Annotated in this window: 22 protein-coding genes and 1 pseudogene; 9 read left to right on the top strand and 14 right to left on the bottom strand. The window is 63.7% G+C overall.

Going from position 1 to position 24,660, the window contains the following annotated elements; all coding sequences use genetic code 11:
• The first annotated feature begins 146 nt into the window (after positions 1–146).
• Positions 147–1,424, top strand: coding sequence for an MFS transporter (locus tag J8I87_RS15315; RefSeq protein WP_209932294.1), 1,278 nt, complete (start codon positions 147–149; stop codon positions 1,422–1,424).
• Positions 1,425–1,508: 84 nt separating this feature from the next.
• Here J8I87_RS15315 and secF read toward each other — a convergent pair whose 3' ends face one another.
• From secF to queA, 5 genes are all read right to left on the bottom strand, one after another.
• Positions 1,509–2,459 (bottom strand): protein translocase subunit SecF, encoded by a 951-nt coding sequence (gene secF, locus J8I87_RS15310; protein WP_209932293.1) that lies wholly within the window; start codon positions 2,457–2,459, stop codon positions 1,509–1,511.
• Positions 2,460–2,477: 18 nt separating this feature from the next.
• On the bottom strand, positions 2,478–4,529 hold the full coding sequence (gene secD, locus J8I87_RS15305; RefSeq protein ID WP_209932292.1) for a protein translocase subunit SecD: 2,052 nt from the start codon (positions 4,527–4,529) through the stop codon (positions 2,478–2,480).
• Positions 4,530–4,664: 135 nt separating this feature from the next.
• On the bottom strand, positions 4,665–4,994 hold the full coding sequence (gene yajC, locus J8I87_RS15300; RefSeq protein ID WP_012401902.1) for a preprotein translocase subunit YajC: 330 nt from the start codon (positions 4,992–4,994) through the stop codon (positions 4,665–4,667).
• Between the two features lie 207 nt (positions 4,995–5,201).
• On the bottom strand, positions 5,202–6,389 hold the full coding sequence (gene tgt / locus J8I87_RS15295; protein WP_209932291.1) for a tRNA guanosine(34) transglycosylase Tgt: 1,188 nt from the start codon (positions 6,387–6,389) through the stop codon (positions 5,202–5,204).
• Between the two features lie 81 nt (positions 6,390–6,470).
• Positions 6,471–7,532, bottom strand: a complete 1,062-nt coding sequence (gene queA, locus J8I87_RS15290) for a tRNA preQ1(34) S-adenosylmethionine ribosyltransferase-isomerase QueA (protein ID WP_209932290.1) — start codon at positions 7,530–7,532, stop codon at positions 6,471–6,473.
• Positions 7,533–7,749: 217 nt separating this feature from the next.
• Here queA and recG point away from each other — a divergent pair, with 217 nt between their 5' ends.
• From recG to ubiA, 7 genes and pseudogenes are all read left to right on the top strand, one after another.
• Positions 7,750–9,984, top strand: coding sequence for an ATP-dependent DNA helicase RecG (gene recG / locus J8I87_RS15285; RefSeq protein WP_209932289.1), 2,235 nt, complete (start codon positions 7,750–7,752; stop codon positions 9,982–9,984).
• 124 nt (positions 9,985–10,108) lie between these two features.
• Positions 10,109–11,068 (top strand): LysR substrate-binding domain-containing protein, encoded by a 960-nt coding sequence (locus J8I87_RS15280; protein WP_209932288.1) that lies wholly within the window; start codon positions 10,109–10,111, stop codon positions 11,066–11,068.
• Positions 11,069–11,251: 183 nt separating this feature from the next.
• Positions 11,252–11,383: a hypothetical protein gene (locus J8I87_RS45690; RefSeq protein ID WP_280923075.1), complete on the top strand. Its 132-nt coding sequence runs from the start codon at positions 11,252–11,254 to the stop codon at positions 11,381–11,383.
• A 58-nt stretch (positions 11,384–11,441) separates the two neighbouring features.
• A pseudogene (locus tag J8I87_RS15275) lies at positions 11,442–12,320 on the top strand (catalase); the annotation flags it as partial.
• A gap of 164 nt (positions 12,321–12,484) precedes the next feature.
• Positions 12,485–12,652, top strand: a complete 168-nt coding sequence (locus tag J8I87_RS15270; RefSeq protein ID WP_209932287.1) for a hypothetical protein — start codon at positions 12,485–12,487, stop codon at positions 12,650–12,652.
• Positions 12,653–12,823: 171 nt separating this feature from the next.
• Complete coding sequence (locus J8I87_RS15265; RefSeq protein ID WP_209932286.1) at positions 12,824–13,312, top strand: Dps family protein; 489 nt, start codon at positions 12,824–12,826, stop codon at positions 13,310–13,312.
• Between the two features lie 167 nt (positions 13,313–13,479).
• Positions 13,480–14,343 (top strand): 4-hydroxybenzoate octaprenyltransferase, encoded by an 864-nt coding sequence (gene ubiA, locus J8I87_RS15260; RefSeq protein WP_209932285.1) that lies wholly within the window; start codon positions 13,480–13,482, stop codon positions 14,341–14,343.
• An 87-nt stretch (positions 14,344–14,430) separates the two neighbouring features.
• Here the strand turns inward: ubiA and proC are convergent, their stop codons facing one another.
• From proC to J8I87_RS15230, 6 genes are all read right to left on the bottom strand, one after another.
• The gene (gene proC / locus J8I87_RS15255) at positions 14,431–15,246 is read right to left on the bottom strand and encodes a pyrroline-5-carboxylate reductase (RefSeq protein WP_209932284.1); all 816 of its coding nucleotides are present in this window, start codon (positions 15,244–15,246) and stop codon (positions 14,431–14,433) included.
• A gap of 14 nt (positions 15,247–15,260) precedes the next feature.
• A complete protein-coding gene (locus tag J8I87_RS15250; RefSeq protein WP_209932283.1) occupies positions 15,261–15,959 on the bottom strand; it encodes a YggS family pyridoxal phosphate-dependent enzyme in 699 nt (232 codons plus the stop codon).
• A 117-nt stretch (positions 15,960–16,076) separates the two neighbouring features.
• Positions 16,077–17,303 carry a glycolate oxidase subunit GlcF gene (glcF, locus tag J8I87_RS15245; protein ID WP_209932282.1) on the bottom strand — a complete coding sequence of 409 codons (1,227 nt, stop codon included), beginning with the start codon at positions 17,301–17,303 and terminating at the stop codon, positions 16,077–16,079.
• A 7-nt stretch (positions 17,304–17,310) separates the two neighbouring features.
• Entirely contained in the window at positions 17,311–18,399 is a 1,089-nt protein-coding gene (gene glcE / locus J8I87_RS15240; RefSeq protein WP_209932281.1) for a glycolate oxidase subunit GlcE, read from the bottom strand.
• A gap of 220 nt (positions 18,400–18,619) precedes the next feature.
• On the bottom strand, positions 18,620–20,125 hold the full coding sequence (locus tag J8I87_RS15235) for an FAD-linked oxidase C-terminal domain-containing protein (protein ID WP_209932280.1): 1,506 nt from the start codon (positions 20,123–20,125) through the stop codon (positions 18,620–18,622).
• 64 nt (positions 20,126–20,189) lie between these two features.
• Entirely contained in the window at positions 20,190–21,605 is a 1,416-nt protein-coding gene (locus J8I87_RS15230; protein ID WP_209932326.1) for an FAD-binding oxidoreductase, read from the bottom strand.
• A gap of 222 nt (positions 21,606–21,827) precedes the next feature.
• Between J8I87_RS15230 and J8I87_RS15225 the strand changes: the two genes are divergently transcribed.
• Positions 21,828–22,385, top strand: a complete 558-nt coding sequence (locus J8I87_RS15225) for a cob(I)yrinic acid a,c-diamide adenosyltransferase (RefSeq protein WP_209932279.1) — start codon at positions 21,828–21,830, stop codon at positions 22,383–22,385.
• A gap of 43 nt (positions 22,386–22,428) precedes the next feature.
• Here the strand turns inward: J8I87_RS15225 and J8I87_RS15220 are convergent, their stop codons facing one another.
• The 3 genes from J8I87_RS15220 to aroG all read right to left on the bottom strand — a co-directional run bounded on the left by J8I87_RS15220 (position 22,429) and on the right by aroG (position 24,353).
• Positions 22,429–22,767, bottom strand: a complete 339-nt coding sequence (locus J8I87_RS15220; RefSeq protein WP_209932278.1) for a helix-turn-helix domain-containing protein — start codon at positions 22,765–22,767, stop codon at positions 22,429–22,431.
• On the bottom strand, positions 22,764–23,102 hold the full coding sequence (locus tag J8I87_RS15215) for a type II toxin-antitoxin system RelE/ParE family toxin (RefSeq protein WP_209932277.1): 339 nt from the start codon (positions 23,100–23,102) through the stop codon (positions 22,764–22,766). The genes J8I87_RS15220 and J8I87_RS15215 overlap by 4 nt, the downstream gene beginning before the upstream one ends.
• Positions 23,103–23,279: 177 nt before the next feature.
• Positions 23,280–24,353 (bottom strand): 3-deoxy-7-phosphoheptulonate synthase AroG, encoded by a 1,074-nt coding sequence (gene aroG, locus J8I87_RS15210; protein WP_209932276.1) that lies wholly within the window; start codon positions 24,351–24,353, stop codon positions 23,280–23,282.
• Positions 24,354–24,660: the final 307 nt, after the last annotated feature.

Genomic DNA, 24,660 nt, shown 5'->3' with positions numbered 1-24,660 from the left:
CTTTTACGGCTCGTGCTGAATTTATTTTTCAGGTACATAGTGGACGAGAGACGCCGGAACGGTTGTGCGCGCATCGAATCCGGCCGACTGACGGGCCGGGCATTTCGCCGCCACGAAAGACCACCGCGCGCACGAGGAGATCCGCAATGAGCTCAACGATAGCCGCGAGTGCGGCGCAAAGCCGTCCCGATACATGGCGCACGGTGGTCGCCGCGTCCATCGGCAATGCGCTGGAATGGTTCGACCTCGTCGTCTACGGTTTTTTTGCCGTCGTCATTTCGAAGCTGTTCTTTCCGGCGGGCAACGACACGGTGTCGCTGCTCCTGACGCTTGGCACCTTCGGCGTGTCGTTCTTCATGCGGCCGCTCGGCGCGATCGTACTCGGCGCCTATGCGGACCGTGCAGGGCGCAAGGCCGCGCTCACGCTGTCGATCCTGCTGATGATGTCGGGCACGCTGATCATCGCGGTGCTGCCGACGTATCAGTCGATCGGGCTCGCCGCGCCGCTGATTCTCGTCGTCGCGCGGCTGATGCAGGGCTTCTCGGCGGGCGGCGAGTTCGGCAGCGCGACCGCGTTTCTCGCCGAGCACGTGCCGGGCCGGCGCGGCTTTTTCGCAAGCTGGCAGATCGCGAGCCAGGGGCTTACGACGCTGCTGGCCGCGTTGTTCGGCGCGGTCCTGACGGGCCGGTTGTCGCCAGAGCAACTGGGCGCGTGGGGCTGGCGCGTGCCGTTTTTCTTCGGCCTGCTGATTGGGCCCGTCGCGTGGTACATCCGCGCGAAGCTCGACGAAACGCCTGAATTTCTCGCCGCGGAAACGACCAGCACGCCGATCCGCGATACGTTCGCGAGCCAGAAGACGCGGCTCTTCATCGGCATGGGGATCGTCGTGCTGGGCACCGTCGCGACGTATCTCGTGCTTTTCATGCCCACGTACGCGATCAAACAACTGGGCCTCGCGCCGTCGGTGGCGTTCGAGGCGATTGCGCTGGTCGGCGTGATCCAGATGGTGTTCGCGCCGATCATCGGCCATCTGTCGGATCGCCACGGGCGCGTGCGCATCATGCTCGTGCCCGCCGTGCTGCTTTTGCTTCTGATCTGGCCGGCGTTCGCGTATCTCGTCGCGCATCCCACGTTCGACACGCTGATGCTGATGCAGATCGTGTTCGGCTTCCTGATGACGGGCTACTTCGGCTCGCTGCCGGGCTTGCTGTCGGAAATCTTCCCGGTGCAGACGCGCACGACGGGCATGTCGCTCGCGTATAACATCGCGGTGACGATTTTCGGCGGCTTCGGGCCGTTCATCATCGCGTGGCTGATTCGCGCGACGGACTCGAAAGTCGCGCCGGCTTTCTATCTGATGTTCGCCGCCGTGATCAGCGTGATCGCGCTCGTGGCGGCGCGGCGCAAGCTCGGCTTCAGATGATAGGCAGCCGATGTAAACGACAAAGGCCGGTTCGCATTCGAACCGGCCTTTCGTTTTGCATCGGAGCGTATCAGACGATTTCGATCAAACCTGTGCGCCCGCGTTCGGGTCGCTCGGATCGTGGCGTTCCTTCTTGTCCTTCAGCAGGTCTTCGCGCTTGACGCCGAACCACATCGCCAGCGCCGCCGCGACGAACACCGACGAGTAGATGCCGAACAGAATACCCACCGTCAGCGCGAGCGCGAAGTAGTGCAGCGTCGGGCCGCCGAACAGGAACATCGACAGCACCATCATCTGCGTACAGCCGTGCGTGATGATCGTACGGGACATCGTGCTCGTGATTGCGTGGTTGATGACTTCAATCACGCTCATCTTGCGTTCACGGCGGAACGTTTCGCGAATCCGGTCGAAGATAACCACCGATTCGTTCACCGAGTAGCCGAGCACCGCGAGCACGGCGGCCAGCACCGACAGCGAAAACTCCCACTGGAAGAACGCGAAGAAGCCGAGAATGATCACGACGTCGTGCAGGTTCGCAATCACGCCCGCGATTGCGTACTTCCACTCGAAGCGGAACGACAGATAGATCACGATGCCCGCGACCACGCACGCAAGCGCGAGCAGGCCGTCGGTGGCGAGTTCCTTGCCGACCTGCGGGCCGACGAACTCGACGCGTTGCAGCTTCGCATTCGCGTCCTGGCCCTTCAGCGCGGCCATCACCTGATCGCTTTGCTGCGCCGAGGTCAGGCCTTGTTTCAAGGGGAGACGGATCAGCACGTCGCGCGAAGTGCCGAAGTTCTGCACCTGTGCGTCGCCGTAGCCGATCTTCGTCAGCGTTTCACGCACGGGCTCGAGCGGCACGGCGCCCGGATATTGCACTTCGATCACGGTGCCGCCCGTGAACTCGACGGACAGATGCAGTCCGCGATGCAGCAGGAAAAACACGGCGGCAATGAACGTCAGCAGCGAGATCGCGTTGAAGATCAACGCGCGCTGCATGAACGGAATGTCTTTGCGGATGCGGAAAAATTCCATGTTCTCTTTCTCCGGGACTCAGCGGGATGAACCCGGTTTGTTCGTGCCACCCGGCGCGTTGCGGTTGCGCAGCGTCGGCTTGCCGGCGCGGGCTTGCGCGCCAGCAGGCGATTTCGCCTTCGTCTTGGGCTTCGGCGTCGTGGCCGCCGTCATCGCGCTGGCCGTGTCGGTCTGCGCGTCGGTGTTGTCGAGGTAAGCCGTTGCGCCGTCGGCGGCAGCGGGCTTCCACACCTGGCCGACGGCCAGCGACTTCAGCTTCTTCTTACCGCCGTACCACAGGTTCACGAGACCGCGCGAGAAGAACACGGCCGAGAACATCGACGTCAGAATGCCGATACAGTGCACGACGGCGAAGCCGCGCACGGGACCGGAGCCGAACGCGAGCAGCGCAAGACCGGCGATCAGCGTCGTCACGTTCGAGTCGAGAATGGTCGCCCATGCGTGCGCGTAGCCGTTCTGGATCGCCAGTTGCGGCGGCGCGCCGTTGCGCAGTTCTTCACGCACGCGCTCGTTGATCAGCACGTTCGCGTCGATTGCCATACCTAGCGCGAGCGCGATAGCGGCGATGCCGGGCAGTGTCAGCGTGGCCTGCAGCATCGACAGGATCGCGATCAGGAGCAGCAGGTTCACCGACAGCGCGATCATCGAGATCAGGCCGAACAGCATGTAGTACGCGATCATGAACGCCGCGATCGCGATGAAGCCGTAGACGACGGAATCGAAGCCCTTCTTGATGTTGTTTGCGCCGAGGCTCGGGCCGATCGTGCGTTCTTCGATGATGTCCATCGGCGCCGCCAGGGAGCCGGCGCGCAGCAGCAGCGCGAGGTCGGTTGCGGCTTGCGGGGTCGGCTGGCCCGTGATCTGGAAGCGGTCGCCCAGTTCCGACTGGATCGTCGCAACCGTCAGCACTTCGCCCTTGCCCTTTTCGAACAGCACCATTGCCATCGGCTTGCCGATGTTGTCGCGCGACACGCTGCGCACCGCGCGGCCGCCCGCCGAGTCGAGACGGATGTTGACGGATGGTCGCTGATGCTCGTCGAAGCCCGCCGACGCGTCGATGATCCGGTCGCCCGTGAAGATCACCGCCTTGCGCAGCAGCACGGGTGCCTGATTGCCTTGCGTGAAGAGCTCGTCGCCGGGCGGGACAGGGTCAGTGGGGTTCGGATGCAGGCCGTTCGGATCGGCGAGGCGCGCTTCGAGCGTCGCGGTGCGGCCGATGATGTCTTTCGCCTTCGCCGTGTCCTGCACGCCCGGCAGTTCGACGACGATGCGGTCGGGGCCTTGCTGCTGGATCACCGGCTCGGCCACGCCGAGTTCGTTGACGCGGTTGTGCAGCGTCGTGATGTTCTGCTTGAGCGCCGCGTCCTGCACCGTCTTCTGCACGGCCGGCGTGAACGTGCCCACCACCTGGAAGCCGCCGCTCGGGTTCGGCTGCGTGGCCCACTGGAGTTCCGTGACACCCGTCTGCAGTTGCTTGAGCGCCGTCTGCGCAACGTCCTGGTCCGCGAAATTCACCACCACCGACTGGCCGACGCGATTCACGCCGCCGTCACGGATATTCTTGTCGCGCAACAGCGTGCGCGCATCCGATGCGTCCGAATCCAGCTTTTTGTTCAGCGCGCCCGCCATGTCGACCTGCAGCAGGAAGTGCACGCCGCCGCGCAGATCGAGACCGAGGTACATGGGCAGTGCGTGCAGCGCCGTCAGCCAGTGCGGCGACGCGCTCTGCAGATTCAGCGCGACGATGTACTGTGGATCGCTCGGGTCGCTATTGAGCGCCTTTTGCAGCAGATCCTTCACGCGCAACTGCGTATCGGTGTCCTTCAGACGCACGCGGATGTTCGCGTTCAACGTCGAATTGTCGAAGGTGACGTCGTCCGGCTTGATCTGACTGGAGGCGAGCGCGGCTTCGACCTGCGACAGCGTGGCCGAATCGAGCTTCACCGTTGCCTTGCCGCTCGACACCTGCACCGCCGGCGCTTCGCCGAAGAAATTGGGCAGCGTGTAGACGAGGCCGATGACGAGCGCCACCAGCATCACGGCATATTTCCAGAGGGGGTAACGATTCATGGAGTGGTCCAACGGGAGGTTGGCTTGAAAGCGATGCGTCCGGCGATGAGCGCGGAGGGCGGAAGCATGGGCGGTCTGCGCCTTGGTCTGTGCTTCACGCGGCGCGTGGCCGCGCCGGACGCGAGAGAGCAGGCCTTACAGCGACTTCAGGGTGCCCTTCGGCAGAATGGTCGTGACCGACGCCTTCTGCACGGTGATTTCGGTTCCTTCAGCGATCTCGACGCCAACGTAGGCTTCGCCGACCTTGGTCACCTTGCCGACGATACCGCCGTTCGTCACCACTTCGTCGCCCTTCGCCATCGCTGCGAGCATGTTGCGGTGTTCCTTCTGGCGCTTCATTTGCGGGCGAATCATGATGAAGTACAGCACCGCGAACATCAGAATCAGCGGCAGGAAGCTCATCAGACTCGATTCGGCGCCACCTGCTGCACTGCCTTGCGCGAAGGCATTGGAAATGAACGACACGTTGGTCTCTCCGTTATAACAATCGAAAAAAATCAGCCGGTTATTCTACCACCGGCCATTTATGGGACGGCACCCGGAGCGGGTTTTCCTGACGGCCTGTCAAGGGGTTTGGGTGACGGTCCGAAAGTCAATTGTAATGTCTGCTGCGCTATGTGGGAGGACGTGCGTTTTGCCGTTTTCACCCGTCGTCCTGAGCTTCGCTTAACTTTAGTCCGTCCCGCGCGCCCGGTTGTCCTGAAACCGCTTTTTGAACGCATCGAACATCTGCGCGTCGATGGCGTCGCGCATTTCCTGCATCAGTTCCAGGTAGTAGTGCAGGTTGTGGATCGTGTTCAGCTGCGCGCCGAGGATTTCGCCGACGCGATGCAGATGGTGCAGATAGCCGCGCGTGAAATGGCGGCAGGTGTAGCAGCCGCATTGTTCGTCGAGCGGGCGCAGCGAGTTCTTGTGCGTCGCGTTGCGGATCTTGATGTCGCCGTAGCGCGTGAAAAGCCAGCCGTTGCGCGCGTTGCGGGTCGGCATTACGCAGTCGAACATGTCGACGCCCGCCGCGACCCCCGCGACCAGGTCCTCCGGCGTGCCGACGCCCATCAGGTAGTGCGGCTTGTCGGCGGGCAGCTTCGGACCGATATGGTTCAGCACGCGCATCATGTCTTCCTTCGGCTCGCCGACCGACAGTCCACCGATCGCGAGACCATGAAAGCCGATCTCGGACAGCCCCGCGAGCGACTCGTCGCGCAGGTCCTCGAACATGCCGCCTTGCACGATGCCGAACAGCGCATTCGGATTGCCGAGCCGGTTGAATTCGTCGATCGAGCGCTTCGCCCAGCGCATCGACATGCGCATCGAGTCGGCGGCGTCCTGGCGCGACGTCGGCACGCCGTTGGTCGCGTAGGGCGTGCATTCGTCGAACTGCATCACGATGTCCGAGTTCAGCACCTTCTGGATCTGCATCGACACTTCCGGCGACAGGAACAGCTTGTCGCCGTTGATCGGCGACGCGAACGTGACGCCGTCTTCGGTGATCTTGCGCAGATCCCCGAGCGAGAAGACCTGAAAGCCGCCGGAGTCGGTGAGAATCGGCCGTTTCCAGCCCATGAAGCCGTGCAGGCCGCCGTGCGCGCCGATCGTTTCGAGGCCGGGGCGCAGCCACAGGTGAAACGTGTTGCCGAGGATGATCTGCGCGCGGATTTCTTCGAGTTCGCGCGGCTGGATCGCCTTGACCGTGCCGTACGTGCCGACGGGCATGAAAATCGGCGTTTCGATCACGCCATGATTGAGTGTCAGGCGGCCGCGGCGCGCCTGGCCGTCGGTCTTGAGCAGTTCGAACCTGAGGCCGTTGTCGGGGCGAACGTGGTCGCCAAGGTAGGCGCCGTGGTGATGACCTTCCGTCATTGATTAACTCCAGTGCCACCGGAATACAGTCCGGCGCAATTGATGAGCGCCGCCGGACGGCTGCCGGCGGCGGGTGATGGATTATGCGTTAAGCGCGTCTTCGCTGCGCGTGAGCAGCATCGCGTCGCCGTAGCTGAAGAAGCGGTAGCGCGCATCGATCGCATGCCGGTACGCCGCGCGAATCGTTTCGATGCCCGCGAACGCGGACACCAGCATCAGCAGCGTCGACTTCGGCAAATGGAAATTCGTCACCAGCCGGTCGACCAGGCGGAATCTGTAGCCTGGCGTGATGAAGATGTCCGTTTCGGCGCTCGTCGCGCAAAGCGGGCGGCCAGCCGCTTCGGCGTCGCGCGCGGCGGCTTCGAGCGCGCGCATCGACGTGGTGCCGACGGCGATCACGCGGTTTCCGCGCGCCTTCGCTGCCGCGATCTTGTCGACGAGCGACTGCGGCAACTGATACCACTCGCTGTGCATCTTGTGCTCGGCGATATTCTCGACGCGCACTGGCTGAAACGTGCCCGCGCCGACATGCAGCGTGAGCGTCGCGCGCTCGACGCCTTTTTCATCGAGCCGCGCAAAGATCGAATCGTCGAAATGCAGGCCTGCCGTGGGCGCGGCGACGGCGCCCGGGTTCTGCGCATACACGGTCTGGTAACGCGTTTCGTCGAATGCGTCGGGGTCGTGCTCGATATACGGCGGCAGCGGCAGGCGGCCGAACTGCTCGATCAACGTCAGGCAGTCGTCGGGGAAATGCAGCGTGTAGAACGGCTCCACGCGTTCGCCGACGGTGACGTCGAATGCATCGGCAAGGCGCAGCGTCGTGCCGGGGCCTGGGCTCTTGCTCGCGCGGATCTGCGCGAGCGCCGTTCGTTCGCCCGTCAGACGCTCGATCAGGACTTCGATCTTGCCGCCACTGGCCTTCTGGCCGAGGAAACGCGCCTTCAGTACTTTGGTATCGTTGAACACGAGCAGGTCGCCGGACTCGATGCAGTCGGGCAGATCGGCGAAACGGCGGTCGGCGAGCGCCGCGGGCCGGGTCTGCCCGTTCACTTCGAGCAGGCGGCTCGCGCTGCGCTCGGGCAGCGCGACTTGTGCGATCAGTTCGGGGGGCAGGTCAAAATCGAAATCGGAAAGCGTGAACATGCGGATTTGATGCGGTACGAAACGGAATGGCCCCTCGGGCGGAACGAAGCTGGAGCGGCGGCGGGATCGATGGTCGGATCGACAGCGCGGATACGCCAGCGGCCGCCGAGCGGCTATGATTGCGGGACATTGCCGCAGCGGCCCGCGCGCATGCCGTCACAGGCGCGCGCCGGCCGCGAAAACTTCTGAAGCCGATATTGTACTTGCGAAGCGACTCATGCCCTTGTCCGACAGCCGTCCACCCCTCGACACCGACGACGCCAGCGCCACGAACAAGCGCGGCGCCGCGCGGAGCAAGGCGGGCGGGGGCGCGGCTCAGGCGCCGTCCGCAGCCGATGCTGAAGGCGCAAGCAAGCCTGCCGCAAAGAAGTCCGCTGCGAAGTCCACCGTCGCCAAAACGGCCGACAAGCTCGCGAAGCTCGGCCTCACGCGCGACATCGATCTCGTCCTGCATCTGCCCATGCGCTACGAGGACGAAACGTCGCTGACGCCGATCGGCGAACTGCTGCCGGGCGGCATCGCGCAGTCGGAAGGCGTCGTGTTCGACAACGAAATCGCGTACCGGCCGCGTCGTCAGCTGCTGGTCAAAATGCGCGACGACGCGGGCGATGAACTGATCCTGCGTTTTCTCAACTTCTACGGCTCGCAGGTCAAGCAGATGTCGGTCGGCGTGCGGCTGCGCGTGCGCGGCGACGTGCGCGGCGGATTTTTCGGGATGGAGATGGTGCATCCGGCCGTGCGCGTCGTCGATGAGGACACGCCCCTGCCGCAGGCGCTGACGCCCGTTTATCCAAGCACGGCGGGCGTCTCGCAGGCCTATCTGCGCAAGGCGATCGACAACGCGCTGTCGCGCACGTCGCTGCCGGAACTGCTGCCCGAGCCCGTCGCCGAGCAGTATCTGAAGCCGCTCGAGGTGCCGGCTTTGATGGATGCCGTGCGCACGTTGCACCATCCGGATGCGCATTCCGACGAGACCGCGCTAATCGACGGCACGCATCCCGCGTGGACGCGCATCAAGTTCGAGGAGCTGCTCGCGCAGCAGTTGTCGCTCAAGCGCGCGCACGAGGAGCGCCGCACCCGCGCCGCGCCCGCAATGGCGCGCCGTGAGACGGCGGACGAAGCATCGCTGGTCGCGCGCTTGCTGAAGGCGCTGCCGTTCGCGCTAACCAGCGCGCAGCAGCGCGTGTGCAACGAGATCGCGCACGATCTGACGCAGCCGCATCCGATGCAGCGCCTGTTGCAAGGCGATGTCGGCAGCGGCAAGACGATCGTCGCGGCGCTCGCGGCCGCGCAGGCGATCGACGCCGGTTATCAGGCCGCGATGATGGCGCCGACCGAAATTCTCGCTGAGCAGCATGCGCGCAAGCTGCGCGGCTGGCTGGAGCCGCTCGGCGTGACGGTCGCGTGGCTCGCGGGCAGCCTGAAGACGAAAGAGAAGCGCAGCGCGCTCGAGGCGGCCGCGCTCGGCACCGCGCAACTCGTGATCGGCACGCACGCGATCATTCAGGACGCGGTCGAATTCGCGCGGCTCGGCCTCGTGATCGTCGACGAACAGCATCGCTTCGGCGTTGAGCAGCGGCTCGCGCTGCGCGCGAAGGCGCAAAACGCAGCCGACGGCGCGCGCGACTTCCAGCCGCATCAACTGATGATGTCAGCGACGCCGATTCCGCGCACGCTGGCGATGACGTATTACGCGGATCTCGACGTCTCGACCATCGACGAACTGCCGCCCGGCCGCACGCCGATCCTGACGAAGCTCGTGTCCGACGGGCGCCGCGACGAAGTGATCGGGCGCGTGCGCGAGGCGGCGCTGACGGGGCGGCAGGTGTACTGGGTGTGTCCGCTGATCGAAGAAAGCGAAACGCTGCAGTTGCAGACCGCCGTCGAAACGTACGAAACCCTCGTCGCCGCGCTGCCGGAGCTGAAAGTCGGGCTCGTGCATGGACGCCTCACGCCCGTCGAAAAGGCGACCGTGATGGACGCGTTCAGCCGCAATGAGGTGCAACTGCTTGTCGCGACGACGGTGATCGAAGTGGGCGTCGACGTGCCGAACGCGTCGCTGATGGTGATCGAGCACGCGGAGCGATTCGGGCTCGCGCAGCTGCATCAGTTGCGCGGGCGGGTGGGGCGCGGCAGCGCGGCTTCCGTGTGCGTGCTGATGTATTCGGGGCCGCTGTCGATGACGGCGCGCGCGCGGCTGCAAACGATGCGCGAAACCACCGACGGCTTCGAGATCGCCCGCCGCGACCTGGAAATCCGTGGTCCCGGCGAGTTTCTCGGCGCGCGGCAGTCGGGCGCTGCGATGCTGCGCTTCGCGGACCTCGAAAACGACGGCTGGCTCATCGAACCCGCTCGCGAGGCGGCCGCGACGCTGCTCGCGCGGTATCCGAACGTCGTCACGCAGCATCTTCTGCGGTGGCTGAATACGCGCGAGCAATACCTGAAAGCGTGACGAAAGGGGCGCGTGAAAGCGCTTGCGCACCGCACAATGGCTGATTCCGGCTTGAAGGTTGGCGAATTGGCCCCATAGGTGTATAACAGAAACCTATCGAATCTATCGCCCTGATTGGTCCCCAATGACCCTCACCGAACTGAAATACATCGTCGCCGTTGCCCGCGAACGCCACTTCGGCCGCGCGGCGGAAGCGTGTTTCGTGAGCCAGCCGACGCTGTCGGTTGCGATCAAGAAGCTCGAAGACGAGCTCAATGTGCAGATTTTCGAGCGCGGCACGAGCGAAGTCAGCGTCACGCCGATCGGTGAACAGATCGTCACGCAGGCGCAGCGCGTGCTCGAACAGACGCTCGCCATCAAGGAAATCGCCAAGCAGGGCAAGGACCCGCTCGTCGGGCCGCTGCGCCTCGGCGTCATCTACACGATCGGGCCATACCTGCTGCCCACGCTCGTCAAGCAGATGATCAAGCGCGTCCCGCAGATGCCGCTGATGCTCCAGGAAAATTACACGCTAAAGCTGATCGAGCTGCTCAAGCAGGGCGAGATCGACGTCGCGATCATGGCTCTGCCGTTCCCGGAAACGGGGCTGATGCTGCGCCCGCTGTACGACGAGCCGTTCGTCGTCGCGCTGCCGTCGGGGCACGCGTGGGAGTCGCGGCACAAGATCGACCCGACCGACCTGAAGCAGGAAACGATGCTGTTGCTCGGCAGCGGCCACTGCTTCCGCGATCATGTGCTCGGCGTGTGTCCGGAATTGATGCGCTTTTCGCAGAACGCGGACGGCATCCAGAAGACCTTTGAAGGATCGTCGCTGGAAACGATCCGGCATATGGTCGCGAGCGGCGTCGGCATTACCGTGCTGCCGCGCATGTCGGTGCATGAGGTGAAGCCGCACGCGGGCGGCGTCGATTCGGGCCTGCTCAGCTACGTGCCATTCGACGATCCTGTGCCGGACCGCCGAGTCGTGCTCGCGTGGCGTAAGAGCTTCACGCGGATGCCCGCCATCGATGCGATCTGCGACGCGGTCGCCGCATGCGAACTGCCGGGCGTGAAGAAGCTCGATTTGCCGGCCGCCGTCAACTGACTCCCTCTCAGGCGGCGCGCCGCAGCCTTGCGCGTGCCGCCGGGCCGCTTGCTGCCTTGTGCCTTCCGGACGAGGCGAAAGCTATCGAATAAATAAAATTAATCAAATCACGATTTTCGATAGTTTTGCTAGGATTTCCTCCAACGGGTCATCGAGATCCACCACGACACATGGGAGGAAATCATGCAGTCATCTACGCCGCTGATTCAGGCCGTTTCCCCATCGTCACGGGAAGCCCCGAGCACGAAGACATTTGCGTACAGCTTCAGGACCGTCGCATTCGCGCTGCTCGTCGATCGCGCTCTGGCCGCCTGACGCGCGCTGTATTTTTTCTTCCGACTCGAACACGGCAAGACCATATCGGAGAACGAGCATGTCTGAACGCCCGCTCACGACGGCGTCGGGTACACCCGTCGCCGATAACCAGAACTCATTGACGGCGGGTCCGCGCGGGCCCGTCGCGTTGCAGGACGTGTGGCTGATCGAGAAGCTCGCGCACTTCGATCGCGAAGTGATCCCCGAGCGCCGCGTACACGCGAAAGGCCCGGGTGCATTCGGCACGCTGAAGGTGACGCACGACATCACGCGCTACACGAAAGCCAAGGTGTTCTCGGAAGTCGGCAAGCAAACGCCGCTTTTCATGCGGTTTTCGACAGTGCCGGGCGAGCGCGGCGCCGCCGACGCCGAACGCGACGGGCGCGGATTTTCGATCAAGTTCTACACGGAAGAAGGCAACTGGGACGTGGTCGGCAACAACACGCCCGTATTCTTCATCCGCGATCCGTTGAAGTTTCTGGACTTCATCCACACGCAAGAGGGCGATCCGCACACGAACACGCGCAGCGCGACGAACGCATGGGATTTTTTCTCGCGTCATCCGGAGGCGCTGCATCCGGTGACGATACTGATGAGCGATCTCGGCATCCCGAAGAATTATCGGCAGATGCACGGCTTCGGGTCGCATACGTTCTCGTTCATCAACGCGAACAACGAGCGCTTCTGGGTGAAGTTCCATTTCAAGTCGATGCAGGGCATCCAGAACTACACCGACGAGGAAGCCTCGCAAGTCGTCGCGCGCGACCGTGAGAGCGCGCAGCGAGGTCTGATCGGGTCGATCGACAGCGGCAAGTTCCCGCGATGGCGCTTCCAGATTCAGGTGATGCCCGAAGCGGATGCGCAGACGTATCGATTCAACCCGTTCGACGTCACGAAGGTGTGGCCGTACAACGACTATCCGCTGATCGACGTCGGCGTACATCGACGCTGCGTACGCGGACGGGGTGGTCGCCGCCATCGAGGCGCTCGCGAAAGCGAACGCGCAGTCAGGCATCGAGCGGCAGTGAATGTGCGGAACAAACGGCAATTGAGCAGCAAGGGCGTGCATGAACGTGCCGCCCGTATCAATGGAGAACGATCATGGTCCAGATGGTAATGGGCGCAGTCGGCTATCACTCGGGGAGCACGGGCGGCAGCGCGCAACAGGTGAGTGGCACGATGCTTTTTCAGAAGCTCGCGGGTCTCGTGATTCTCGGCAGCGGCTATGTGGTGCTCGTCGCGAGCCTGGTTCACGCAGTCAAAGGATGACGGGCGACACTTGCCGACAAGCGGCCGGAGGGCACGCGCAGCGAGGCGCCGGGGTCTCGCGAACGCATGCGGTTTCTACGCTACACTGACGGGCGTTCGAGCGTTCAAGGAGTGCGCACGCGCATCTCCGGGCATGCAGACCGGTTCGAATCACTCTTAAAAGGAGTCATCATGGCCAAGAAAGAAGCCGTACCGCACGTCAACATTGGTATCAGCGACAAGGATCGCAAGAAGATCGCCGAAGGTCTCTCGCACCTTCTCGCTGACACGTACACGCTTTATCTGAAGACCCACAACTTCCACTGGAACGTCACGGGTCCGATGTTCAACACGCTGCATCTGATGTTCGAGACGCAGTACACGGAACTGGCGACGGCCGTCGATCTGATCGCCGAGCGCATTCGTGCGCTGGGCGTCGCGGCGCCGGGCAGCTACAAGGAATTCGCAAAGCTGTCGTCGATCGCCGAAGCGGACGGCGTGCCGGCCGCCGAAGACATGATCCGCCAGCTGGTGGAAGGCCAGGAAGCCGTCGTGCGCACGGCGCGCGCGATCTTCCCGGTGACGGACGCGGCCAACGACGAGCCGACGGCCGACCTGCTGACGCAACGCATGCAGACGCACGAAAAGAACGCATGGATGCTGCGTTCGATGCTGGCCTGATGACCGTCGCGGCATCGGAGTGCCGGGGGAGGCGCCCGTTGCCGCGTGGCAAAATCAGAAGCCCGATGGGTGAACCCTGTCGGGCTTTCTTTTTTGTGCTGCGTGTCCGAGAAGGTCTGTCGTCCACGCTGCTCTAAAATACGGGGATCGTATCCTTGAGCACCGCCATGTTCGCCCGCCTCCCGCTCTATCTCCGCCTCGTCCGCATGGACAAGCCGATCGGCAGCCTGCTGCTGCTGTGGCCCACGCTCAACGCATTGTGGATCGCGTCGGATGGTCATCCGTCGTTGTCGCTGCTGGTGATCTTCGTGATCGGCACGATACTGATGCGCTCGGCCGGCTGCGCAATCAACGACTACGCCGACCGCGACTTTGACCGCTATGTGAAGCGCACGGAAAACCGTCCGATCACGTCGGGAAAGATCAAGGCATGGGAAGCGGTGGCGCTGGCGGCGGGGCTGTCGCTGGTCGCGTTCCTGCTGATTCTGCCGCTCAATACGCTGACGAAGGAATTGTCCGTGGCCGCGTTGTTCGTCGCAGGCACGTATCCGTTCACGAAGCGCTTCTTTGCGATTCCGCAGGCGTATCTGGGCATTGCGTTCGGCTTTGGTATTCCGATGGCTTTTGCAGCCGTGCAAAACCAGGTGCCGCTGCTCGCGTGGGTGATGCTGATCGCGAACGTGTTTTGGTCGGTCGCCTACGATACCGAGTACGCGATGGTCGATCGCGACGACGACATCAAGATCGGCATTCGCACGTCCGCGCTGACATTCGGCCGCTTCGACGTGCTCGCGATCATGATCTGCTACGCGGTCACGCTCGGCATCTATGTCGGCATCGGCGTCATGCTCGGCTTCGGCGCGCTTTACTGGATCGGTCTCGCCGCCGCGGCAGGCTGCGCCGTGTACCACTACACGCTGATCAAGGACCGCGAGCGCATGCCCTGTTTCGCGGCGTTCCGGCATAACAACTGGCTCGGCGGCGCGTTGTTCGCGGGCATTGCCGCGCACTATGCGGCGCAGGCTTTCTGATTTCCGCTTCGTGATTTCTGCTTGAGCGATGCGGGTTCGGTGGTTGCCGCAACCCGCATCGACTCTGCCATCACTCCGCAAGCGGCATCACTGCTTGCCGAATTCTTCGCCCATTTCCCGGGCGCGCGCATCCGCCGCCAATGCACCGCGCACGATCGCGTCCTTCACGCCCTGTGCATCGAACGACGCCAGCGCGGCAGCCGTGGTGCCGCCTTTCGACGTCACGCGTTCGCGCAACACGCTGGCCGGTTCATCCGATTGCGCGGCGAGTTGCGCGGCGCCCGTGAACGTCGCGACAGCCAGCGCGCGGCCTTGTTCTTCGTCCATGCCGAGCTGACGCGCGGCTTCCTGCAGTGCTTCGATGAAGTAGAAGACGTAGGCCGGGCCGCTGCCGGAGATCGCGGTGACGGCGTCGATCTTCGCCTCGTCGTCGAACCACACGGTCTGACCGACTGCGCCGAGCACTTGCGAAGCGAGCGCGCGTCCCGCTTCATCGACGCCTTCCAGCGCGACCAGCCCCGTCACGCCCATGCCGATCAGCGCGGGCGTGTTCGGCATCGTGCGCACGATGCGCGCGTGGCCGCCGAGCCAGCGCGTCAAATCCACGCCCCGAATGCCCGCGACGATGCTGATGACGAGCTGCGACGCCGACAGATGCGGCGCGAGCGCGGCCGCGACGTCCTTGACGATTTGCGGCTTGACGGCGAGCACGACGGCGTCGAACGATTTCAGCGAGGCGTCCGCCGACGCGCTCGTGCTGACGCCGAATTGTTGCTCGTTGCGCTTGCGCGCGTCGTCGTTGGGGTCGATGGCGCGAATATCCGACGGCGCGACGCCGCGCCTGATCAGACCGCCGATGAGCGCGGCGGCCATGTTGCCACCGCCAATGAAGGCAATTTTCATGATGTCCGGAGAGTTCAGTGAGAGTAGTCGCGGGCGCCGAAGATCGCCGTGCCGACGCGCACGATGGTCGCGCCTTCGAGCACGGCGGCTTCGAGGTCGCCCGACATGCCCATCGACAGCGTATCGAGATCGAGCGCTTCCGCGCGCAGCCGCTCGAACAGTTCGCGCAACGCGCGATGGGGCACGCGCTGCTGCTCGACGCCGCCCGCCGGTTCTGGAATCGCCATCAGGCCGCGCAGGCGCAGCTTTGGCAAAGCGGCGACTTCACGCGCGATGCTGAGGGCTTCGTCTGGCGTCATGCCGCTCTTCGACGCCTCGCCGCTGATGTTGACCTGCAGGCAGACGTTGAGAGGGGCCAGCGCGTCCGGCCGCTGTTCGGACAAGCGCTGCGCGATCTTCAGCCGGTCGACGGAATGCACCCAGTCGAAATTTTCGGCGACGGGACGCGTCTTGTTCGACTGCAGCGGCCCGATGAAATGCCATTCGATCGATGCGCGCAGATCGGACAGCGCTTCGATTTTCGTCAGGCTTTCCTGCACGTAGTTTTCGCCGAACGCGCGCTGGCCAGCGGCATGCGCGGCGCGAACGTCTTCGGCTGGAAAGGTCTTCGAGACGGCCAGCAGCGCAATGGAGCGCGGATCGCGGCCCGCTACCTGCGCGGCGAGGGCGATGCGCTGATGCACTGCGTCGAGATTGTGAGTGAGATCGGGCATGAAGCGTTGACTACCGATGCGAGGGCGACGATTCGAATTATACGGACGCCGCCCGCGCATCACGACCTGGCCGAATGGCCAGGTTGCGTGCGAATTCCCGACAGGCGATGCTGCCGCTCAGGACGCGAGCATGTGCTCGACGAGTTCGATCCAATGCACAACAGGCGTGGAGGTGCCACTTTGCAGATGCGCGATACAACCCACATTCGCAGACACGATGATCTGTGGCTCCTCTGCCTTCAGCTTTTCCAGCTTCTGGTTGCGCAATGCGTACGAAAGCGCGGGCTGCGTGAGCGAATAGGTGCCCGCCGAGCCGCAGCACAGGTGGCTGTCGGCGGGCAGCTTCACGTCGATGCCGAGCGCCGTCAGCAGATGCTCGACCTTGCCGCGAATCTGCTGGCCATGCTGCAGCGTGCAGGGCGGGTGATACGCAACGGTGTGAATCGCGCGCCGCCGCGTGAGCGGCGTCAGTGCCTCTTCGAACTCGGGCAGGATCTCGCAGATGTCGCGCGTCAGTTCAACAATGCGTTTCGCTTTTTCCGCATACGCAGGGTCGTTGCGCATGAGATGCGCGTATTCCTTGACCGTCGCGCCGCAGCCGGATGCGTTCATCACGATCGCCTCGGCGCCCTGTTCGACATGCGGCCACCATGCATCGATGTTCTGCCGTACGTCGTTCAGCGCTTCATCGTTGTAGCCGAGATGCAGGCGGATCGCGCCGCAACATCCCGCTTCCGGCGCAATGACGGTCTGGATGCCGAGCGCGTCGAGTACGCGCGCCGTCGCGATGTTGACGTTAGGCATCATCGAAGGCTGCACGCAGCCGGCAAGCATCAGCATCTTGCGCTCGTGCGTGGCCGTCGGCCATGCGAGCTGACGCTGCCGTTGCGGCACCTTGTCCCGCAGCTTCTTCGGCAATAGCGGACGGAAGTGCTGGCCGAGGCGCATCGCCGGCGTGAACAGCGTGCTGTTCGGCACGAAGCTCGCCAGCAAACGGCGCATCAGTTGCTGGCTCAGCGGGCGCGGCACTTTCTCTTCCGTGAGCTTGCGGCCGATCTCGACAAGCCTGCCGTACTGCACGCCGGAAGGACAGGTCGATTCGCAATTGCGGCACGTGAGGCAGCGGTCCAGGTGCAGTTGCGTGCTGCGCGTGACCTCCGCGCCTTCCACCATCTGCTTGATCAGATAGATGCGTCCGCGCGGTCCGTCGAGTTCGTCGCCGAGCAGCTGATAGGTCGGACAGGTGGCGGTGCAAAAGCCGCAATGCACGCATTTGCGCAGGATGGCGTCGGCTTCGTCACCGTCGGGGGTGTTGCGAATGAAGTCGGCGAGATTGGTTTGCATCGCGCGCTCAGAAGTCGGGGTACAGCCGGCCGCGGTTGAAGATGCGGGCCGGGTCGAAGGCAGCCTTCAGGCCGCGATGAATCTTCATCAGCGGGGCGGGCAGCGGGGTGAACACGCCTGCGCTGCGGTCGTAGCCGGTGCCGGTGCGGAAGATCGTCGCGTGGCCGCCCGCCTGCTTCGCGCTGATGCGCACGGTCTGCGCGTCGGCGTCGGTGATCCACCAGCGTTGCGCGCCGCCCCATTCCATCAGTTGCGCGCCGGGCAGCTGAAGCGGTTCGGTGATGGTCGGCAGCGCGAGCCGCCAGAGCGCGGACTTCGGTCCGATGGCCGCGAAGAACGGATCGGTCTGTTCGCGCAGGCCCGCCCAGAAGCGTTCGGCCTCCACCGCGTCGACCACTTCGCCGCCCAGCGACGTGCGCGCCGACTTCACGGCCGCCTCCGCGCCGCCCAGCCGCACGGCAAGCGTGCCGTGACGCCATGCGCTCGCCGTAATGGGCAACGGGCGGCCGCCCCATTCATTGAGCTTACGCACGGCATCAGTGCCGTTCATGTCGAACTTGAGCGTGGCTTCAGCCTTCGGGCGCGGCAATACCTTAACGGACAGCTCAAGAATCAGCCCAAGCGTGCCGAGTGAACCGGCTATCAGACGAGACACGTCGTAACCGGCGACATTCTTTACGACCTGACCGCCGAACGTCAGCACTTGCCCCGGGCCGTTCAGGATGACGGCGCCGAGCACGAAGTCGCGCGGCGCGCCCGCCGAATGACGGCGCGGACCCGCGATCCCCGCCGCGATGCAACCGCCGAGCGTCGCCTGCGGGCCGAAGTGGGGCGGCTCGAAAGCGAGCATTTGATCGTGTTCGGCGAGCGCCGCCTCGATTTCAAGGAGCGGCGTGCCGGCGCGCGCAGTGATGACGAGTTCGGCCGGGTCATACGCAATGATGCCGCGGTGCGCGCGCGTGTCGAGGATCTCACCCTGCAATGACTGGCCGTACCAGTCCTTCGTGCCGCCACCGCGGACGCGGATCGGCTGCTCCGCGGCCGTGGCCGCACGAATCCGTTCCGCCCACGCGGCGACGATGTCGTCCTCTTTCATGGTGCGTTGCTTCGTTGTAGTGCTTTCGATTGTACCGAGGCAAGCCGCGCTGGCAACCCGGTTCCGACCCGTATCGACGGTATTGAGGCTGGTTATGCGTTTTCGCGCTGCAACGGTGATGCGTGTCCGTCAAGTGAAGCGGGCAACAAGCGCCGGCGGCCGCCCGGCTTGCAAGCGATGCCGGACATCACCCGGTTGGCCCGGCATCGCGAAGCGGTGCTTAAAAACGCGGCAGCTCGGGATGAGGCAGCAGGCCGCCGCGAATGTGCATCTTGCCGTACTCGGCGCAGCGGGCGCGCGTTGGAATGCCTTTGTCGGGATTGAGTAAGCAAGCGGGATCGAAGGCGCGCTTGACGGCGTGGAACGCATCACGCTCTTCCGGCGAAAACTGCACGCACATCGAATTGATCTTCTCGATGCCCACGCCGTGTTCGCCCGTCACTGTGCCGCCCAGTTCCACGCACGTTTCGAGAATGTCGCAGCCGAATGCTTCCGCCCGGTGCCATTCGTCGAGGTCGTTGCCGTTGAAGAGGATCAGCGGGTGCATGTTGCCGTCGCCCGCGTGGAACACGTTGATACAGCGCAGGCCGTACTTCTTCTCCATTTCTTCGATACGCGCGAGCAGCGGACCGATGCTGCGCCGCGGCACCGTGCCGTCCATGCAGTAGTAATCGGGCGAGATGCGGCCCGCGGCGGGAAACGCGTTCTTGCGCCCCGACCAGAAGCGCAGGCGCTCGGCTTCCGTGCGGGAGATCTGGATGCGTGTCGCGCCGTGCTCGCGCAGCACGGCTGTCATGCGCACGATCTCTTCGCTGACTTCCTCGGGCGTGCCGTCCGATTCGCACAGCAGGATAGCAGCGGCGTCGAGGTCGTAGCCGGCCTTGACGAATTCTTCGACGGCGCGCGTGGCGGGCTTGTCCATCATTTCGAGGCCAGCCGGAATGATGCCCGCGGCAATGATGCCGGCGACGGCATCGCCGCCTTTCACGACATCGTCGAAGCTCGCCATGATGACCTGCGCTGCCTGCGGCTTGGGAATCAGCTTGACCGTCACTTCCGTGACGATCGCGAACATGCCTTCGCTGCCGATCACAACGGCGAGCAGGTCGAGACCGGGCGCGTCCGGGCTCAGCGAACCGAACTCGACGATTTCGCCTTCCATCGTGACCGCGCGGACGCGCATCACGTTATGCACCGTCAGCCCGTACTTGAGACAATGCACGCCGCCGGAATTTTCGGCGACATTGCCGCCGATCGTGCAGGCAATCTGCGACGAAGGATCGGGCGCATAGTAAAGCCCGTAAGGCGCGGCCGCTTCCGATATCGAAAGATTGCGCACGCCGGGCTGCACCGTCGCCGTGCGTGCGTACGGATCGACTTCGATGATCTTGCGAAAACGCGCGAGCGAGACCACGACGCCATGACGGATCGGCATCGCGCCGCCCGACAGGCTCGTGCCCGCGCCACGCGGCACGATCGGCACATTCAGCCGGTGGCAGATCTGCACGATGCGCTGCACCTGCGATTCCGTTTCGGGCAATGCGACGGCCAGCGGCAAGCGCCGGTACGCGGCAAGACCGTCGCACTCGTACGCGACGGTGTCTTCCTGACGATATAAAAGGCAATGCGTTGGCAGTACGGCCATCAACGCCTGAACGACTTCGCGCTGACGCTGCGCGAGCATCTCGGGCGACATCTCGGGGGACAGCTCGCCGGGTGCGTTCATGGAAGGTCTCCTCCTTGGACGGCCGCGTTTCTCGTTGTGCCGCGCGGCCGGACATATGGTTACGCTATGCCGCCCACGTAAAAATCTTGCCTGGATTCATCAGGTTGCGTGGGTCGAGCGAGTGCTTGATCGAACGCATCACGTCGACTGCGACGGGACCATGTTCTTCGAGCAGGAAGCCCATCTTGTGCAGCCCCACGCCATGCTCGCCTGTGCAGGTGCCGTCCATGCGCAACGCGCGTTGCACGATACGATGATTGAGGCGTTCGGCTTCCTCCAGCTCTTCCGGCTTGTTCGGGTCGATCAGCATCGCGACGTGGAAGTTGCCGTCGCCGACATGACCGACGATGGGGCACGGCAGCGGCGAGCTCTTCAAGTCTTCTTCCGTTTCCACCACGCATTCGGCAAGGCGCGAGATGGGAACGCACACGTCCGTCGTGACGGCGCGGCTGCCAGGCTTCAGTTGCAGCATCGCGAAATAGGCACTGTGACGCGCATTCCATAGACGGCTGCGGTCTTCAGGACGCGTCGCCCACTCGAAGCCTTCGCCGCTGTTCTGCGCGGCGATGTCCTGCACGAGTTCGGCCTGCTCCTTCACGCTCGCCTGCGTGCCATGAAACTCGAAGAACAGCGTGGGCGCCTCGCGCAGCGTCAGGTTCGAATGACGGTTGATCGAGCGGACCGCGAGCGAATCGACGAACTCGACGCGTGCAACGGGGACGCCGATCTGGATCGTCTCGATCACGGCGCGCACCGCGTCGCCCATCGACGGGAACGCGCAGATAGCCGCGGACACCGCTTCCGGCTGCGGATAAAGGCGCACGGTGATTTCGGTGATGACGCCGAGCGTGCCTTCCGAGCCGACGAAAAGCCGCGTAAGGTCGTATCCCGCCGACGACTTGCGTGCGCGCGTGCCTGTATGAATCACGCGGCCATCGGCCAGGACGACGCTTAGGCCGAGCACGTTTTCGCGCATCGTGCCGTAGCGCACGGCATTCGTGCCAGACGCGCGCGTCGCCGACATGCCGCCGATGCTCGCATCCGCGCCCGGATCGATCGGGAAGAACAGACCCGTGTCGCGCAGCGCTTCGTTAAGCTGCTTGCGCGAGATGCCGGGCTCGACGGTAACGGTCAGATCTTCCGCGTTGATCGCGAGCACGCGGTTCATTTCGGACAGGTCGATCGACACGCCGCCTTGGACGGCAAGCAGATGGCCTTCCAGCGAGGAACCATTGCCATATGGAATGATGGGCACGTCATATTGACCGCACAGCTTGACGATGGTCTGCACGTCTTCGGTGTTGCGAGCAAACACAACGGCATCGGGCAGTTGCGGATCGAATGGCGATTCGTCGCGGCCATGGTGGGCGCGTACGGCCTCCGACGTGGATACGCGTTCGCCGAATGCCGACTTGAGCGCGGCGAGAAGTTCAGCAGGAAAGGGGCGGCGCACGGAAGTGGGCGGCACGGGATGGTTCACCTGCGTCTCCTGTTGGCGAATGTTCTGATGGTTGTTATTCATTTTACGCCGATCGACCGCCGGCGCGGCGCGATGCCGGCAGATCGCGCCGGATCGGGCCGGAAAGCGCGCGTGGCCGCCGCGAGGGCCGGGCGGGCAACTTTATAATGAGCTGAAACCGACTGGCATGCTGCGATGTATCCGTACGGATGCATCGCCAATCGATATGAGGAAACGCACATCATGGGCAACCGCTTGAGCAAGATCGCGACGCGCACGGGCGACGACGGCACCACAGGCCTCGGCGACGGCAGCCGTGTGCGCAAGGACGACGCACGCATTGCCGCGATTGGCGATGTCGACGAGTTGAACTCGAACATCGGCGTGCTGTTGTGCGAAGCATTACCCGACGAAGTTCGCGCGGCGCTGACGGCGATCCAGCACGATCTGTTCGACCTGGGCGGCGAGCTTTGCATCCCTGGTCATTCGATGATCGCCGATACGCATCTCGCCCAGCTCGATAGCTGGCTTGCCGAGTACAACGCGACGTTGCCGCCGCTCAAGGAATTCATCTTGCCGGCGGGCACACGGGCCGCTTCGCTCGCGCATGTGTGCAGGACGGTCTGCCGGCGCGCGGAGCGCTCGATCGTGGCGCTGGGCGCCGTCGATACGATCAACGCTGCGCCGCGCCGCTACGTGAACCGTCTGTCGGATCTGCTGTTCGTGCTGGCCCGCGTATTGAACCGCGTGGACGGCGGCAGTGATGTGCTGTGGCGGCACGACCGTGGCGCAGGCCGATAACAACGAGTAGCGTAACGTCTAGCCTGACGGCAGGCGAGGCCATTCAGCCGACCGCGAGCGTGACGGGCTTGCCGATGCGGCTCATCATTTCGACGAGCGTATCGATCGTGAATTTGGCCGTCTTCTTGTTGACGACGTCCGACACGCGCGGCCGCGACACCATCAGAATTTCCGCTGCCTCCGACTGCTTCAGATGATGTTGTTCGATCCACGTGGACAGTTCGGTCATCAACTGTTCCTTGAGCAGCCGCGTGTCGTTGATCTGCTTCTGTGATGCGGCGTGCAGCCGTTTTGCCTCGTCAGCAGGGAAGCCGAGCTCGAGAAACAGATTCGCGCCCGGTTTCGTGACGTGACGGATCGTCGTGTCGATCGTTTTGGTCATGCTTTCCTCACATTGGCTATGGCGCGATAGCGCGCTTCGGCGATTTCCCTGTCGTGCTGGCCCGTTGCCCGCGTCTTCTTCTGAAAACAGTGCAGTACGTAGACAGCTTCGACAAACTTGGCGACGTACATCAGGCGAAACGCGCCTTCCTGTTCAACGATGCGAATTTCGCGCGTGCCCGCGCCGACGATATCGAACGGCTTCCAGTTGTCCGGATCGAGGCCCGCCTGCACCTTGGCAAGCTGGAAGCCGGCCTGGCGGCGCGCTTCGTCCGGAAACGCAAGCAGATCGTGGTAGCTGGAGCCGAGCCAGCGTATTTCTTTTTCCAGCTCCATGAACTCCCTTCCATGTATAAAATTTTATACCAGAATCTCCGATGTTCCAAGCGCTTCTTGATCATCGGAACGAGATTCGACGTTACAGAAAGGGCGGCTGGATTTCGATTCGGCCAAATGGCCAAAAAAATGCCCGGCTGCGCGAGCCGGGCATGACGTGGAGGAAAGCGGGGGTGTTCAGTTGCCGCTGCCGCGCGCGATGCGCCGCTGCTTGACGGCGTCCGCGAGACCTTCGAGCACGGCCACGCTGTCGTCCCAGCCAATGCACGCATCGGTGATGCTCTGGCCGTACGTCAGCGCGCAGCCCTCCTGCAGGTCCTGGCGGCCCGCGACGAGATGCGATTCGACCATCACGCCGACGATCCGCTCGTCGCCCGCCGCGATCTGTCGGCCGATGTCCGCGCAGACGGGAATCTGGTTCTCGTGCTTCTTCGAGCTGTTCGCGTGGCTTGCGTCGATCATCAGACGCGCGGCGAGGCCGGCCTTGCCAATGTCGGTGCAGGCGGCGTTCACGCTGTCGGAGTCGTAGTTTGGCGTCTTGCCGCCGCGCAGAATGATGTGGCAGTCCTCATTGCCCGCCGTCGAGACGATCGCCGAATGCCCGCCCTTCGTCACCGACAGGAAGTGGTGCGGCTGCGACGCGGCCTTGATCGCATCGACGGCGATTTTGACGTTGCCGTCCGTGCCGTTCTTGAAGCCGACGGGGCACGACAGCCCCGACGCCAGTTCGCGATGCACCTGCGATTCCGTGGTGCGCGCACCGATCGCGCCCCACGAGATCAGGTCGGCGATGTACTGCGGGCTGATCATGTCGAGGTACTCGGTGCCCGCGGGCAGGCCCAGCTCGTTGATCTTCATCAGCAGTTCGCGCGCGGTGCGCAGGCCGTCGTTGATCTTGAAGCTGTTGTCCATGTACGGGTCGTTGATGAGGCCTTTCCAGCCCACCGTCGTGCGCGGCTTTTCGAAATACACGCGCATCACGACTTCCAGTTCGCCAGCAAAACGCTTGCGCTGCTCGATCAGACGGCCTGCGTATTCCATCGCGGCCTTCGGATCGTGAATCGAGCAGGGCCCCACGATGACGATCAGACGGTCGTCCATGCCGTGCAGGATCCGGTGCATCGACTGACGCGCGTTGAAGATCAGGTCGGACACCTTCTCGTCGCACGGGAATTCGCGGATCAGATGGGCGGGCGGCGTCAGTTCTTTCAGTTCGCGGATGCGGACGTCGTCGGTATTGTGCGGGGGCATGGTTTTCTCCTCGATTCGGTTCGTAGCGCGGTTCGCGCGGTCTGCGTTCCTGATGACGGCGCCGCAGCGAACGGGTCAACTAGCTAAAAAGGTCAAAGTCAAAGCGGTAGGGACGAAAAAAAACCGCCAGACTCGCTGGCGGTTTTTTCGGGAATTTCAGGTGCCTATGTACGTTCACACCCCTCTCGATCCGCCAGCGGTCTGAGATGCCCAAAAAAAGTAAAAATAAAACTTGGCGGACATGGCGAAAAGGGATGGCTCGTCAAAAAGGTTAATTGGCTTTATAACCCGAGGCTTGCTCGGCTGG

Origin of the sequence: Paraburkholderia sp. LEh10 (assembly GCF_017814945.1) — a bacterium.
Lineage (GTDB): Bacteria > Pseudomonadota > Gammaproteobacteria > Burkholderiales > Burkholderiaceae > Paraburkholderia.
The sequence above is the reverse complement of the archived record's forward strand: the minus strand, read 5'-3'. Positions and strand labels throughout refer to the sequence as shown.

What these genes read in the sequence shown, in the direction of transcription:
- J8I87_RS15315 (WP_209932294.1), top strand. Translation starts at nt 147, where the DNA reads ATGAGCTCAACGATAGCCGCGAGTGCGGCGCAAAGCCGTCCCGATACA.
- secF (WP_209932293.1), bottom strand. Translation starts at nt 2,459, where the DNA reads ATGGAATTTTTCCGCATCCGCAAAGACATTCCGTTCATGCAGCGCGCG.
- secD (WP_209932292.1), bottom strand. Translation starts at nt 4,529, where the DNA reads ATGAATCGTTACCCCCTCTGGAAATATGCCGTGATGCTGGTGGCGCTC.
- tgt (WP_209932291.1), bottom strand. Translation starts at nt 6,389, where the DNA reads ATGACGGAAGGTCATCACCACGGCGCCTACCTTGGCGACCACGTTCGC.
- queA (WP_209932290.1), bottom strand. Translation starts at nt 7,532, where the DNA reads ATGTTCACGCTTTCCGATTTCGATTTTGACCTGCCCCCCGAACTGATC.
- recG (WP_209932289.1), top strand. Translation starts at nt 7,750, where the DNA reads ATGCCCTTGTCCGACAGCCGTCCACCCCTCGACACCGACGACGCCAGC.
- J8I87_RS15280 (WP_209932288.1), top strand. Translation starts at nt 10,109, where the DNA reads ATGACCCTCACCGAACTGAAATACATCGTCGCCGTTGCCCGCGAACGC.
- J8I87_RS45690 (WP_280923075.1), top strand. Translation starts at nt 11,252, where the DNA reads ATGCAGTCATCTACGCCGCTGATTCAGGCCGTTTCCCCATCGTCACGG.
- J8I87_RS15270 (WP_209932287.1), top strand. Translation starts at nt 12,485, where the DNA reads ATGGTCCAGATGGTAATGGGCGCAGTCGGCTATCACTCGGGGAGCACG.
- J8I87_RS15265 (WP_209932286.1), top strand. Translation starts at nt 12,824, where the DNA reads ATGGCCAAGAAAGAAGCCGTACCGCACGTCAACATTGGTATCAGCGAC.
- ubiA (WP_209932285.1), top strand. Translation starts at nt 13,480, where the DNA reads ATGTTCGCCCGCCTCCCGCTCTATCTCCGCCTCGTCCGCATGGACAAG.
- proC (WP_209932284.1), bottom strand. Translation starts at nt 15,246, where the DNA reads ATGAAAATTGCCTTCATTGGCGGTGGCAACATGGCCGCCGCGCTCATC.
- J8I87_RS15250 (WP_209932283.1), bottom strand. Translation starts at nt 15,959, where the DNA reads ATGCCCGATCTCACTCACAATCTCGACGCAGTGCATCAGCGCATCGCC.
- glcF (WP_209932282.1), bottom strand. Translation starts at nt 17,303, where the DNA reads ATGCAAACCAATCTCGCCGACTTCATTCGCAACACCCCCGACGGTGAC.
- glcE (WP_209932281.1), bottom strand. Translation starts at nt 18,399, where the DNA reads ATGAAAGAGGACGACATCGTCGCCGCGTGGGCGGAACGGATTCGTGCG.
- J8I87_RS15235 (WP_209932280.1), bottom strand. Translation starts at nt 20,125, where the DNA reads ATGAACGCACCCGGCGAGCTGTCCCCCGAGATGTCGCCCGAGATGCTC.
- J8I87_RS15225 (WP_209932279.1), top strand. Translation starts at nt 21,828, where the DNA reads ATGGGCAACCGCTTGAGCAAGATCGCGACGCGCACGGGCGACGACGGC.
- J8I87_RS15220 (WP_209932278.1), bottom strand. Translation starts at nt 22,767, where the DNA reads ATGACCAAAACGATCGACACGACGATCCGTCACGTCACGAAACCGGGC.
- J8I87_RS15215 (WP_209932277.1), bottom strand. Translation starts at nt 23,102, where the DNA reads ATGGAGCTGGAAAAAGAAATACGCTGGCTCGGCTCCAGCTACCACGAT.
- aroG (WP_209932276.1), bottom strand. Translation starts at nt 24,353, where the DNA reads ATGCCCCCGCACAATACCGACGACGTCCGCATCCGCGAACTGAAAGAA.